The organism is Weissella kandleri (assembly GCF_045504165.1).
GTDB classification, from domain to species: Bacteria; Bacillota; Bacilli; order Lactobacillales; family Lactobacillaceae; genus Weissella; species Weissella kandleri_A.
Genome location: NZ_JBJJNY010000001.1, coordinates 13207 through 27928 on the forward strand (window position 1 = coordinate 13207; position 14722 = coordinate 27928).

The window sequence follows — 14722 nt, forward strand, 5'->3', positions numbered from 1 at the left end:
ATAAGATTTATCCCGAATTCTGGGGCGCTTGTTTTGAATGTGCTATACTTTCAAATGTTGATAAAATGATTTGAAAGCATAAAATGCGACTTTAATGAAAGGATGTATTCATGGCGCAATATAAGAAAAAGCCAGTTAAGAAGAAAAATAGCAAAAAAAGAAAAACTAAAAAGCAAATGGAATCGCAAAAGCTAACAATGCATTTATCCGGAATGCTAGGCCTTTTATTAGCAATTACAGCCATTGGTAAATTTGGCATCGTGGGTGCTTTTTTGGCTAATGTTGTGCGACTTTTAGTCGGCGATACATATCAAGTTTTCTTGTCATTTTGTTTGTTGATGCTAATTGGTATGACCGCTTACGGGAAGTTTCCCACTTTAAAGAAGAATTATTATTGGGGGGTAGGCTTGATTTATGGTGGCGTGATTTTGATTGGTTCAATCCGGTTATTTAATCACATTAACATTCATCATGCATATTTGAATTATATTATTAAATTTATTCAACAAGACATCAACAATGGCTTAGTTAAAACGCCGGTTGGTGGAGGTGGCCTTGGTGCGACTTTGTTAACCTTGATTTATCCGGCGTTATCAAATTGGGGTGCTTGGTTGTTAGCAATTGCGGCTTTAGTTGCCGGTGTGATTATTACTTTTAATTTACCGATTAAAGCGGTGCTTACTAGTTTCTTTGGAGCAACCGAATATGCTGCGAATGTGATGGAAGATACAACGCGTTCGGCGGTGGAAGCGAGTGCTCAAAAAATGAGTAATTTGAATCAAACCTATCAAGCTCAGCGTGGTAAGATTGCGGATGAGCTATTTGAACGTGATTTTGAGGTTAAGGCTGAGCATCCCCAAAATGCAGAAACGCAGTCAGATGCTACAGTTGCCAATGCACAAGCGCAAAATGTGGTACCGATTGAACCGGAATCAACTGATGACGATAATCCTTTTACAGCGGGTCAGCATACGCATCAACCGGTGGCTCCTGACGATGCTACGACGAGCAATTTTGTTATGCCAGAAATTGTAGTACCGAAAAGCACAAATGAGCCTGAAACAGTGCAAACGATTGTTGCACCGGGTTTTGATGGACAGGCTCGTTCAGTGGATCCCTCCACAGGTGAAATTTTATCAGATGCGTCTCAAGCTAGTTCTACGACGCAGTCCACAGATACTAATAGCCCCTTTGGAACTTCACAATGGACAGCGGATGATTTTGAAACGGAAATGGATTGGCCAAACGATTGGAATCAATCGGCGGAAAGTAACCCTACTAGCTACACGGAACCTCAGGCAAAATCTGAAAATCAGGAACCATCGATGGCTGAGCAGACGGAAGCAATGTTTGGTACAAACAAAACAACGAATTCAATGAAAGATGATTTGCAGGCTGATGTGCATGCGGACCAGTTGTTAAAAGAACCTGATGAGGTGGCTTCGGTAGTTAGTGCGACGCCAGATCCAGATACGTCAAAGGACGAGCATGGTGCAGCAATTAGTCATGTTGATTTAATTCGGGACGCTCGACAACATCAACAGTCGCAACATCAGACGCAAGCAACATCCTACCATTCAACGCCGGAAATGGCGGTGGATGCGAACGGGTTCAACCAACAAGTACAAGATGAAAATTATCAATTGCCACCGGTAAGTCTATTGACCAAGACGGGGTCGGCGGATCAAAGTAAGGAACAAAATCAATTAGCAGAAAAATCACGGGTTTTGCAACAAACTTTGGAAAGCTTTAATATTAAAGCTACCGTGGAAAAGGTGGTTTTAGGACCAACGATTACCCAGTATGAAATTAAACCCGCGGTGGGCGTTAAGGTTTCAAAAATCACTAATTTAGCGGATGATTTGGCGATGGCCTTAGCAGCAAAGAGTCTTAGAATTGAGGCTCCGATTCCTGGTAAATCATTAGTGGGAATTGAAGTGGCTAATAATCAGCAAGCAACTGTGGGCTTCCGTAATATGTATGAAACAGTAGGGGTCAACCGTAAGAATTTGTTAGAAGTACCGATTGGAAAAAGTGTGGCTGGCGACATTGTTAAGATGGATTTGACGAAAATGCCTCACCTTCTCATCGCCGGTTCGACTGGATCTGGTAAGTCGGTCGCGATAAATACGATTTTGGCATCAATTCTTTTGCAAGTTAAACCATCTGAAGTTCGATTGATGTTAGTTGATCCTAAGAAGGTGGAATTGAGTATTTACAATGACATTCCACATTTGATTACGCCTGTTGTTTCGGAACCACGAAAAGCGGCCGCTGCTTTGAAGAAGGTTGTGGCGGAAATGGATCACCGGTTTGATCAACTTTCGGAAATGGGGGTTCGCAATATTGATGGATATAATAAAGCGATTCGAGAACATAATCAACAAACTCCTGATACGCAGCTAATGAAGATGCCATATTTAGTGGTTATTATTGATGAATTGGCTGATTTGATGATGACTGTTTCAGGTGAAGTTGAGCCAGCGATTGTGCGGATTGCGCAGTTAGGGCGTGCGGCTGGAATTCATTTGATTGTAGCCACGCAACGACCATCAGTTGATGTTATTACCGGATTGATTAAAGCCAACGTTCCTTCACGGATGGCCTTTGCGGTTGGATCAGGAACCGATTCACGGACTATTCTAGATTCTAATGGTGCTGAAAAGCTTTTGGGACGCGGTGACATGCTTTTCAAACCTATCGGTGAAAATAGTGGTGAACGGGTTCAAGGGGCGTTCATGTCTGATGATGATGTTGAAAAATTAACAAATTATATTAGGCAACAAGGAACCGCTCAATATGATGAAAGTATGGAAGTGACTGATGCTGATTTGAAGGCAATGGATAGTGATAATGGATCCAGTGGAGATAGTAGTTCAGCCTTAGATGAAATTTGGGATGACGCTTTAGACTTTGCATCAATTGAGGGGGAAGTATCAGCTTCTATGATGCAACGTCACTTTAGAATTGGCTATAATCGCGCAGCAAGGTTAGTTGATGATATGGAAGATCAAGGTGTTTTAGGCACTGCGACAGGTGGTAAACGGCGCCCCGTTCTAATGAATAAAGAGCAGTGGTATGCTAAGCAACAACATTAGGTTGTGCTTTTGTTTTTGAAATGTAAAAAGCCGATGCATTAAGGTGTCGGCTTTTGTGTTATTATTACATTCTTTGACAAAGAAATATTTAAATTAAATTAGTTTTTACGGCGCATTGAATGAGGACATGTTGTATAATTATAAACATAAATCTCCCCGAGATTAGAAGGTTAAGAATACATTCATAAGGAGAACGTTAATGACAACAGGAGATATTTCATTTCTAATTATTGCACTCGCTATTTTGGGGTTAGTCTTATTTATTGGTTATTTCTTGGTGCACCTAAGTGCTACTTTGAATTCGGTGACACAAGATGTCAAATTAATTGCTAATGATGTGGATGATTTGCTAATCAATACCAACGTTTTACTTAAAGATGTAAATGGTAAAATGGTAACAGTTGATCCAGTTTTCCAAGCTGCTGGTGATTTAGGGGCTAGTGTCTCAGAATTGAATACATCAGCACATGAGGTTAAGGATAAATTTGGTTCAAAAAAAAAATAAGAATAGTTCAATGATGGGCAAGGCTGCAGAGATGGCTTTTAGCATGCAACGGAGTCGACGGAAGCAAAAGAAGAACAAACCGGAGGTGAAAGCATGAAACGACCAGTAAAAGGATTGATTTTTGGCGGAATGTTACTAGGGGTTGGGGTGCTTACGGCTTACTATAAGTCTTTGACACCTATGCAAAAAGAAGCAGTTCAAGATCGAGCTTTAGATGATTTAGCGAAGGGTAAGGCTAAGGTTGATAGTTTGCGGACGCAAGCAACCAATAAGTTTAACCAACAAGTTGAAAAATTAACTGATGCCGAAACGGATGTCGCCTGGCGTGATTGGGTTGCGCAGTTGCAAACAAAGGTAAACGACTTGACGGATCAAGCTAATGATCAATATCAACAAGCGCGTGAGATGATTCAAGCCGAAGCGGATGAGCACCTTTCAGTGCAAAACAAAGAGACGCTTGCTGAAATGCAAAACCGTTACCAGGAGTTAAAAGGGCAAGCCCAAAAAATGTTTTCCGAGGCTCGGAGGAGTTTGAAACAACAAGAGGAACCATTGCAGGATCTGGCCAATGAGACTTTGAATCAAACAGAAGATGATTTTGAAATTGTTTTAGATGCACAACAAGATGATGTGAAAGCAGTATTAGGTATGAACGATGTTGAAGTCTTGCAACCAGAAAATTCAAAATCAGATGATAAATAGTTACATGGGGGCTTAAATTATGGTGAAAATCATTAGTTTGACGATCCTTGTTTTAGCATTAATCTTGTTAATGGGTTTTATCTGGCGATTTATTATGACTGTGCAACCACAGTTGAAAAAGTTAATGGCGATGAGTGATATTTTAGCCCGCGAGGAAGCACCTATTAAAGAACAAGTGGACCGGCTAAATCGACAATTAACGGAAAAGCAGGCCATTTTGGAACGCTTGCACGAGCAGTTGCAATCAGATGATAATATGACCGATTAATATAGGGCATATTTTTTGCAAAATAAATGGTTGATAGAGATTGGAATAACACTGATGATGGTGTTCCAATCTCTTTTTTAAGCGATAAAATTTAAATAGTTTAAAGTTTTGATGGTGATATGTAAAATCGTACATATTTCGTAATATAATTAAAAGCAATTGAACGCAGCTATGTTTCGTTAAGGCAGATTGGGAATTGAGATTCACAAATTTAAAATGAATCTACCCCATTGATGATTGAATGAAATTTAAACTAAGAGGTAAAAAGAATGATGCAAAGCGACACAATCAATGAATTTGATCAATTAAATTTAAAGCAGCCGCAAATTGTAAATGATAAAATTTATATTTTAAAACAACGTGAGCTTGGCGCGAGTTATTATGATTTAGTTCAAGTGGTTGATGGGGAAATGCGGGTTTTGCGCCATGCAGTCGAGCAAATATCGAGTAATCAAGATAACTTATATTATTTACAACGGGGTCGAATTTTTCAAATGAGGGAAAATGAGGAAGACCTTGAATTAGGGGTTGGATCGAGCCGGATTAAGGAAATCCATGCCATTCCCGACTGTGATGCGGTATTTTATCTAACAGAAGGTGTCAGTCAATGGCGTTGGAATCCGATAGAGATGACTCAGGGCTTACAGATGAGCGTGGCGGGTGTCACCGAGCTGCCTCTGCAAAGATCCCAAAATGTCGAGAACCGTTTATATTTTGCCAATCTTAATGGTGAGCAACGATATATTAAAAAATTTGAACTACCTGTACGGATTGCTGATGTTTTAAATGCTCAAAAATTACTGCTGATTGATACCCAACTAACGCCAACAGGAGAAAGCGGACATGAACGTTTAATTGAGTTAGAGGTCCAACCAGATTTAACAAAGGTCTTCTCTAGGCGGTCATGGTGGCACATTTCAGAAGCACAGTATGGTCCCAAAGGTGAGCAAATTTTGATTGTAGCTGCGGATGAACAAGATGGTGGTGGCGAACGTGCTCAATTATATTTATTTGACCGCGCTAAGCAGCGCATTACTTTGCAATATCAAGAGGAAGCGTTAAATGTTCAAAACCATGAACAAAATCATCATTTGCAGTGGATGGATGCTGAGCATTATCTCTTTGTGACGGATTATCATGGACACAGTCGCTTGTATTTGTCGGATTTAAGTGGAAAAAAGGAACGTATCTCAGATCAACGCGAAATTCTAACTACTTTACTAGTGCAAGAGCATCAAATTTTAGGGTTGCAGATGGCAAGTAATCAACCTGTCCAGTTGGTTGATTTAGCGCAGCGGAAGACTTTGGTTCAATCAGAGCATGCATCGCGATTAATTGCGGCTGAAAAATTTGTTTTCCGGGATACCACTGGTGAATTCATCGACGGGTGGTTTTTACCTAATGCGCAACGAGACGTGACGGGGACAATTATTTGGTTGGGTGCAGACTTAAAATATGGGGTCGGCGAAAGTTACCAGAGTCGTCTACAGTGGCTAGCCCATCAAGGTTTTAATGTTGTGTGGATTCATCAACCCGGCATGAGTGGTTATAGGGGGGAATATGCTCAGGTACACGTTTGGCAAGATGCTGAACAAATACAAACGACGCTGATGAAAGGAATTCATGCGGCGCAAAAGCAACATGCTGAATTAGTAGATGGAAAACTGTATGTGATTGGTAGTCAAGCTGGGGCTACGTTAGCTGCGCAATTACTGGCTGACCAGCCCCAAAACTTTACGGCTGGGATTTTATGTGATCCAATTGTTGATTGGCCGGCATGGTATGCTGAGCGCCAGCTGGACGTTTTGCAAAATGCAATGTCTAATTTAACTTTGCGTAATCAAGAAAAAGTGCAACTAGCACAGGCCTCATTAGTGCAACAAAAAAAGTATCCGCATGTTCCTATTTTGTTGATGGCCATGCAATCACCACTTAGTCAACAGCTCCCCTTAGCGGCATATGCACAACAAGCGTTAGTGGATCGACAACCTGAATTTAAATATTTAGATTGGACTAAAGCCCAGGGGACTAAACAGCAGATTCACCAAGCCCAATGTAAAGTTATGATTGATTGGTTGTTTTGGTATGGTACACTTAATGTATTAACAAATAGGTTAGAGTAAGGTCCTTTTAGGGACTGAACTCTTTGAATTCAGAAAATGGAATATATAAAATATGAGTACAGATTTAACGATTATGCCATTTGGCGGTATGCGCGAAAATGGTAAGAACATGTATGCAGTCACAGTTGGTGAAGATATTTTTATTTTAGATGCTGGGCTGCAGTATCCAGAAAATGATTTACTAGGGGTGGATGTGGTCATCCCTGATTTTAAATACTTAGTCGAGCGTGCAGATCAAATTGCTGGAATCTTTTTGACACATGGGCATGCTGATGCCATTGGGGCTTTATCTTATCTACTATCAGAAATTAATGTGCCAATTTTTGGATCAGAATTGACGATTGAGCTTGCTAAGTTGGCGATTGAAAATAATCCGCAAACGAAAGCTTTCACTGATTATCATGTTGTAACAGGTAATCAAGAAATTGATTTTGGTGATGTAAAAATTTCCTTCTTTGAAACGACGCACACGATCCCAGAATCATTGGGAATTGTGATTGAAACACCGATGGGGCAAGTTGTTTATACGGGTGATTTTAAGTTTGATACGACGGCAGCACCAACTTATCAAATGGATTTGTTGCGCTTAGCAGAGATTGGTCGAAAAGGGGTTAAAGCGCTGTTGATTGATGCGGCGGGGACAGGTAATCCAGGTCAACTAGCGCATGAATCAGAAATTGAGCAATATATCTATGAAAGCTTCCGTCACCATAGCGGGCGAATTGTTGTTGCAGCGGTGGCTTCTAATATTCAGCGAATTCAACAAGTGGTACAAGCAGCCTATCGGACGCAGCGGAAGATTATTTTATCAGGTAATGATATTGAAAAATCAGTGCGAACAGCGTTGCGCTTGGGTAAGCTAGAATTGCCAGTTCCAGAAAATGAATTGTTTGTCTCGTTGAAAAATTTAAAAACAGTGGTCCCTGAAGCAACGGTTATTTTAGAAACCGGTAAAATGGGTGAACCATTGCGGCATTTGCAACGTATGGCGCACGGGGATGACCGTAATATTAAAATTACTGACGGTGATTTGGTGTTTATTACAACAACCCCTTCAACTGCGATGGAAGGCTTTGTGGCGCGGACGCGTGATATGCTCTTTCGGGCCGGGGCAGATGTTAAGCAAATTTCATCCGATATGAATTCGTCAGGACATGCATCAAAAAATGATTTCCAGATGATGTTGAATATGTTGAAGCCTGAAAATGTTTTACCTGTTCAAGGGGAATATCGGATGTTGAATGCCGGTTATCAAGCCGCTTTAGAATTGGGGATTTCAAAAGATCATGCCTTTATTTTGAAAAATGGTGATCGTTTAGTCTTTGATCATCAATTGGCACCGCATTTAGCCGGTTCAATTCAAGTTGATGCGACGATGATTGATGGATCAGGAATCGGAGATATCGGGTCAATCGTGTTAAATGATCGGCGAATTCTATCTGAAGATGGAGTCTTTATTGCGGTGATTACCATTGATCGGAAGAAAAAAAAGGTCGTTGCGCATGCGAAAGTCGATTCAAGGGGATTTGTTTACGTGAAAACTTCTCGCGATTTGTTGAAGGAAGCAGCTGAATTAGTTGAAACGACGGTTGCTGAAGGGGTTAAGAACACTAAAGAATTTGATTGGGGTAAGTTGAAGGGTTCAGTTCGTGATGCGCTTGGTAAATTCTTGTATGAAAAAACCCATCGGAAACCGGTCATTTTGCCAGTTATCATGGAGGCTAACCAAAACGGGCGGCGTCGGCGGACGGCAAATAAAAAGGCTGGGGATGGTAAAAATAAAAAGGCTAATCAACCAGTTAATACAGCCAAAAAGAGTGCATCAAATCAGATGAAAAATAAAGCAAAAGCGCCTGCCAAAAAAGGGAACGCTAAGCCAACTAAGCCACGCAATAATCGGCGCAAAACAGCTACTAAATCAGTAGAGGCGGCTAAGTCGGCAGCTAAATAATACGGTGCAGTTATAGACAAGTGGATGCTTTGATGCAAAAGAGGGAGGACTGACACATGAATGACGATGAGTATCAACAAGCCATTCAGGCGGGACAGTTAGCTTATCAGAATGAGGAATGGCAAGTGGCAATCGATACCTTGGAGCCAGCCTTTGCGCAAAAGCCAACCAGGCAGATTCAAAAAATTTTAGGCGCAAGCTTTGTGCAATTAGAAGATTTAGTGAATGCTTGGACCTATTTGCAATATGCGCCTCAAGTGTACCAAGATAGTTTAGAACATGCGCAATTTTATCTGGCGGTGGCCTTAAAAAATACGTATTTTCTAGTTGCCCGTGAATTCGCATTAGCAACAGCTTGGAATGCCACTTTAATCTCCCAGATTGTGGCAGCAGAGCAAACTTTTAGAAATTCTGAGGCGAAACTTCTAAAGATGCAGGCCCGGCAGTTCTATCATCTAAGTAATTATAGTTTAGGTGAGCAAAATGAAATTTTACAACAAGTTGAACACCTGCCGTTACATGAATATGTAGCCGGTGCTCAGTTTTTGTTAATTGATCCCTTCCTCTCAGCTGTGACCAGAAACACGGTTTTAAACCGTCTTCGTGAGCTAGCGGTGCATAAGCAATTAGCCTTCCGTTGGCTAGACGGGCGCCAACTTCAAATACGGCCGGACACACTACCAACGGTTGAGGCATTACCGCTTTATCAGACTTTAACGCAGGAATTAGACCAACTTGAAAATATGCAAGACCCGCTTGTATCGCAAATGTTGCAAGAACAGTTACGGTTAGAAATGTTTTTAACTTATCCGTTTAGCCCTTTGACTGCAGTTGATAGTCAAAGCTGGTTTGACAATGAGTTAGCCGCGCTACATCAATCTACAGGCGGGGTTGAGTCACCAGCACAAAGTGAGTATCATGAACTATTACTAAAACAGGTTCAGACTTTATTTAATACGGTAAATTGAAGAAACACACGAAAATTATTTTTTTGCTGGAAAAAATATTTACAAATTTAAAATCGTCTTATATAATGAGTACAGCTTCCCTAGGGGAGAAATCAATTAAATTATTTTCGATTGTTGTTTATCCAGTTGTACTTTTAGTGTATAATAGATTTAACAACTTTTAAGTTGTAAACATGTTTTTCGACTTACGGAAATTAGGAGGATAAGCTTTTGGCTAAGGAACATTACGAGCGCACTAAGCCGCACGTTAACATTGGAACTATTGGTCACGTCGACCACGGTAAGACTACTTTGACTGCCGCTATCTCAAAGGTATTGGCTGACAAGGGATTGGCACAACTACAAGATTTTGCTGCCATTGACGCTGCTCCCGAAGAGCGCGAACGTGGAATCACGATTAACACTGCTCACATCGAGTATGAGACTGAAAATCGTCACTACGCGCACATCGACGCCCCAGGTCACGCGGACTACGTTAAGAACATGATTACTGGAGCCGCTCAAATGGACGGTGCCATCTTGGTTATCGCCGCTACTGACGGACCAATGCCACAAACTCGTGAGCACATCTTGTTGGCTCACCAAGTTGGTGTTGAATACTTGATCGTCTTCTTGAACAAGACAGATTTGGTTGACGACGAAGAGTTGGTTGACTTGGTTGAAATGGAAGCACGTGAATTGCTTACAGAGTACGATTTCCCTGGTGATGATGTACCATTCATCCGTGGATCTGCTTTGAAGGCTTTGGAAGGTGATCCAGAACAAGTTAAGGTCATCGAAGAATTGATGGACACAGTTGATTCATACATCCCAACGCCAGAACGTGATACTGACAAGCCATTCTTGATGCCTGTCGAAGATGTATTCACAATTACTGGACGTGGAACAGTTGCTTCAGGTCGTGTTGACCGTGGAACTGTTGTCTTGAATGATGAAGTTGAAATCATCGGTTTGAAGGAAGACATCCGTAAGACTGTTGTTACTGGTATCGAAATGTTCCGTAAGACTATGGAACAAGGACAAGCCGGAGATAACATCGGAGCTTTGCTACGTGGTGTTGATCGTTCAGAAATCGAACGTGGACAAGTCTTGGCAAAGCCAGGATCAATCAAGACCCACACTAAGTTCTTGGCCGAAGTCTACGTTTTGACCAAAGAAGAAGGTGGACGTCACACTCCATTCTTCACTAACTACCGTCCACAATTCTACTTCCACACAACTGACGTTACTGGGGTTGTTCAATTGCCAGAAGGTGTAGAAATGGTTATGCCTGGTGATCACGTTACATTCGATATCGAATTGATTGCACCAGTTGCCATTGAAGAAGGTTTGAAGTTTACTGTTCGTGAAGGTGGACGTACTGTCGGTGCCGGAACTGTTTCAAAAATCGAAGACTAATTTTTATTAATCATCGAACTTTAAATCTAAAAAGACTGATCATATTGTGGTCAGTCTTTTTTGTTTTTGCAAGACAAACAACATGGCACGCTTTCTTAGATTGGTTCGAGAATTGGTAACGGCTGGAATTCATTAGCTAGTTATTGTGAAATTTAGATGTTTAAAGGCAGCGTGAAGCAAGCTGGTTGGGGTGAAATAATAAAGATCTTTAATTTGAGCAAATTTACCCAGAAAAAAGTCGATGTTTACTTTGCCAAAGCGCGTAAAGTACGGTAAAATAGTGGAAGTATATTAATAAGAAATAAGGCAGTTTAATTTTTATAATTAAACTGACGTGGAGGAAGAAAATAATGGTTGCAAATAATGCCGAATTTACTCGTGGTGAAGGAAACAAAGGAACTTTGAAGATTGAGATTCCTGTTGAAGATCAAGGTGCTGCAATTGATGCGGCCTTTAACCGGATTAAAGATTCATTGAACGTTCCTGGCTTCCGTAAGGGTAAGATGCCAAAGCAAATGTTTATTGCGCGTTTTGGTGAAGAAGCTTTGTATGAAGATGCGGTTAACTTTGCTTTGCAAGCTGCTTATCCAAGTGCTGTAATGGCTGCTGGAATTTCACCAGTTAACCAACCACAAATTGCGGTTGAGTCATTGGAAAAGGGACAACCTTGGGTACTTACGGCTGAAGTTGAAGTTGCACCTGAAATCGAATTGGGTGATTACAAAGGCTTAACGGTAGCTAAACAAGATGTTGAAGTTTCAGATGCTGATGTTGATGATGAAATTGAAAACATGCGTCAACAACAAGCTGAATTGGTTTTGGCTGAAGATCACGCTGCTGAAAAGGGCGATACTGTAATTATTGACTTTGATGGTTCAGTTGATGGTGAAGCCTTTGATGGTGGAAAGGCTGACAATTTTAGTCTTGAATTAGGTTCAGGTCAATTTATTCCTGGTTTTGAAGACCAATTGGTAGGACACAAGGCGGAAGAAACGGTTAACGTTAACGTAACGTTCCCTGAAGATTACCAAGCGGAAGACTTGGCTGGTAAAGATGCAGTCTTTGAAACAACGATTCATGAAGTTAAGGTTAAGGAAGTTCCAGCCTTGGATGATGAGTTCGCTAAGGATGTTGATGAGGACGTTGCTAGTTTAGAAGAACTTAAAGCTAAGACAAAGGACCGTTTAGGTGAAGCTAAGAAGAACGCAGCAGCTGAAGCTAAGGAAGATGAAGCTGTTAAAAAGGCTGTTGAGAATGCTAAGGTTGTCGGCGATGAAATCCCAGCAGCAATGTTGGAAGAAGACATTCACCGTCAAATCAACTCATTCTACTCTTCAATGCAAAACCAAGGAATCTCACCTGAGATGTACAGCCAAATTACTGGACAAACTGAAGAAGATATCCATAATCAATATGCTCAAGATGCTGAAAACCGGGTTAAGACGAATTTAGTTCTTGAAGCAGTTGTTAAGGCTGAAGATATTAAGCCTGACCAAGCAGCAATTGATGCTGAGGTTAAGTCATTAGCTGAAATGTATGCAATGGATGAAGCAGAAATCCGTAAGGCTTTGTCAGATGACATGTTGGCACACGATATTGCAATTAAGCAAGCTGTTAATACTATTGTTGATTCAGCCGTGGAAGCCTAAAGTTCAGCTGATTTAAATGAAAAACGAGACTATGCTGGTGCTGGTCTCGTTTTTGTCTATTGTATGTCATCTTAAAAGCTGGATGAGATGATAATAGTTAATTTAATGGTAAAAAAGGAGATTAACGCATGATTGATACAACTGATAACACAACTGGAGGAGCGTATTGTTCTTTTTGTGGTAAGTCAGCGAGCGAAGTAAAAAAATTAGTCGCTGGGCCAGGGGTTTTTATCTGTAATGAATGTGTGGAGTTAGCACAACAAATCATTAACGAAGATTTACAAGCTGATGCAATCGAACAAAAAGTTAATTTGATGACCCCTGCTGAAATCGTTGAGAATTTAAATACTTATGTTGTCGGACAAAATGAAGCAAAGCGAACTTTAGCTGTGGCCGTCTATAACCACTACAAGCGAGTGAACGCCTTGTTAGAAAAAGAGCATGATGATTCAGAGGTCGAGTTACAAAAGTCAAATATTGCGATGGTGGGACCCACCGGTTCTGGAAAGACTTATATTGCGCAATCATTGGCGAAAATGTTGAATGTACCCTTTGCAATTGCCGATGCAACAACGCTGACTGAGGCTGGTTATGTGGGTGAAGATGTTGAGAACATTTTGTTGAAGTTAATCCAAGCCGCTGACTACGATGTTGAACGCGCCGAAATGGGAATTATCTATATTGACGAAATTGACAAAATTGCCAAAAAATCGGAAAATGTCTCAATTACACGTGACGTTTCGGGTGAGGGAGTCCAACAAGCCCTTTTGAAGATGATCGAAGGAACGATTGCTAATGTGCCACCTCAAGGAGGACGAAAGCATCCGAACCAAGAATTCATTCAAATTGATACGACCAACATTCTATTCATTGTGGGTGGAGCTTTTGCTGGTATTGAAAATATTGTTAAAGAACGGGTTGGAGGAAAGACGATTGGCTTTGGGACGGATAGCGCCAAAGCGTTGCAGAATTCTGATCAAACCTTCATGCAACAAATTGTGCCTGAAGATTTAATGACCTTTGGTTTAATTCCAGAATTCATTGGTCGTCTGCCAATCTTAACGGTATTGAATGAATTATCAGCCGATGATTTGGTACAAATTTTGACCAAGCCTAAAAATGCTTTGGTTAAGCAATATCAAGCGTTGCTTGCTTTAGATGGAGTAAAATTAACGTTTGAATCTGGTGCGCTGAAAGCTATGGCTAATTTGGCGATTGAGCGTGAAACCGGTGCACGTGGATTGCGCTCTATTATTGAGGAAGTCATGCGCGATGTCATGTTTGATATTCCAAGTCGTAATGATGTGTTGGAAGTTATGATTTCACAAGAGAATGTCGAAAAAAATACGACACCAAAAGTTATTTTAAAGTAACTAAGGAGAAAACAATGGAAGTTCATAATGTTGAGATGGTGATGTCAGCGGTTCAAGAAAGCCAATATCCAGATGATAATTTGCCTGAAATTGCCTTGGTTGGACGTTCAAATGTTGGGAAGTCATCTTTAACGAATACGTTAATTAATCGTAAGGCCTTTGCGCGGACTTCTTCACAGCCTGGGAAAACGCAAACGCTTAATTTTTACAAAGTTGAAAATCAAGTCTTTTTTGTGGACGTACCTGGCTATGGTTATGCGAAAGTTTCAAAAAGTGCTCGTGCTAAGTTCCAGGTTATGATTGGTGAATATTTGGAAAAGCGGGTTCCGTTACGTGGTGTCATTCAGTTAGTCGATGCCAGGCATGCGCCTTCAAAAGAAGACGTTGAGATGTATCAATGGTTAACGTCTGATGATATGGGTGGTTTACCGGTTTTGGTGGTGGCCACGAAAGCGGACAAAATTGCGCGGGGTAAATATAATTACGCGGAAAGTACGATTAAAAAAGCCCTCCAATTTAATCCAGAAGTATCAGATTTTGAAATTTTTTCATCAGAAACTAAATATGGTAAAGATTTGGTTTGGGAATGGATTGAAGCCCGGATGTTGGATGGGACCGCTGCAGTTGAAGAATAAGAATCAGCTGACGACGAGGTGCAATGCAATTCCAGATGAAAGTGGAGGAAAG

Annotated in this window: 11 protein-coding genes; all 11 read left to right on the top strand. The window is 40.9% G+C overall.

The window, feature by feature from the left end; all coding sequences use genetic code 11:
- The first annotated feature begins 110 nt into the window (after positions 1-110).
- The 11 genes from ACJQWY_RS00085 (at position 111) to yihA (ending at position 14670) form a co-directional block, all read left to right on the top strand.
- Positions 111-3098: a DNA translocase FtsK gene (locus ACJQWY_RS00085; protein ID WP_407075719.1), complete on the top strand. Its 2988-nt coding sequence runs from the start codon at positions 111-113 to the stop codon at positions 3096-3098.
- Between the two features lie 199 nt (positions 3099-3297).
- Positions 3298-3603, top strand: coding sequence for a DUF948 domain-containing protein (locus ACJQWY_RS00090; RefSeq protein WP_407075720.1), 306 nt, complete (start codon positions 3298-3300; stop codon positions 3601-3603).
- A gap of 93 nt (positions 3604-3696) precedes the next feature.
- Positions 3697-4305 carry a hypothetical protein gene (locus tag ACJQWY_RS00095; RefSeq protein WP_407075721.1) on the top strand — a complete coding sequence of 203 codons (609 nt, stop codon included), beginning with the start codon at positions 3697-3699 and terminating at the stop codon, positions 4303-4305.
- Positions 4306-4324: 19 nt separating this feature from the next.
- Positions 4325-4573: a hypothetical protein gene (locus ACJQWY_RS00100; protein ID WP_407075722.1), complete on the top strand. Its 249-nt coding sequence runs from the start codon at positions 4325-4327 to the stop codon at positions 4571-4573.
- A 269-nt stretch (positions 4574-4842) separates the two neighbouring features.
- A complete protein-coding gene (locus ACJQWY_RS00105) occupies positions 4843-6696 on the top strand; it encodes a prolyl oligopeptidase family serine peptidase (protein WP_407075723.1) in 1854 nt (617 codons plus the stop codon).
- A gap of 52 nt (positions 6697-6748) precedes the next feature.
- Positions 6749-8647 (top strand): ribonuclease J, encoded by a 1899-nt coding sequence (locus tag ACJQWY_RS00110; protein ID WP_407075724.1) that lies wholly within the window; start codon positions 6749-6751, stop codon positions 8645-8647.
- 56 nt (positions 8648-8703) lie between these two features.
- Positions 8704-9615, top strand: coding sequence for a hypothetical protein (locus ACJQWY_RS00115; RefSeq protein WP_407075725.1), 912 nt, complete (start codon positions 8704-8706; stop codon positions 9613-9615).
- 210 nt (positions 9616-9825) lie between these two features.
- Positions 9826-11013 carry an elongation factor Tu gene (gene tuf / locus ACJQWY_RS00120; protein WP_407075726.1) on the top strand — a complete coding sequence of 396 codons (1188 nt, stop codon included), beginning with the start codon at positions 9826-9828 and terminating at the stop codon, positions 11011-11013.
- A 350-nt stretch (positions 11014-11363) separates the two neighbouring features.
- Positions 11364-12662 (top strand): trigger factor, encoded by a 1299-nt coding sequence (gene tig / locus ACJQWY_RS00125; protein WP_407075727.1) that lies wholly within the window; start codon positions 11364-11366, stop codon positions 12660-12662.
- A gap of 128 nt (positions 12663-12790) precedes the next feature.
- Positions 12791-14035 (top strand): ATP-dependent Clp protease ATP-binding subunit ClpX, encoded by a 1245-nt coding sequence (gene clpX / locus ACJQWY_RS00130; protein WP_407075728.1) that lies wholly within the window; start codon positions 12791-12793, stop codon positions 14033-14035.
- A gap of 14 nt (positions 14036-14049) precedes the next feature.
- On the top strand, positions 14050-14670 hold the full coding sequence (gene yihA / locus ACJQWY_RS00135) for a ribosome biogenesis GTP-binding protein YihA/YsxC (protein WP_407075729.1): 621 nt from the start codon (positions 14050-14052) through the stop codon (positions 14668-14670).
- The last annotated feature ends 52 nt before the right edge of the window (positions 14671-14722 follow it).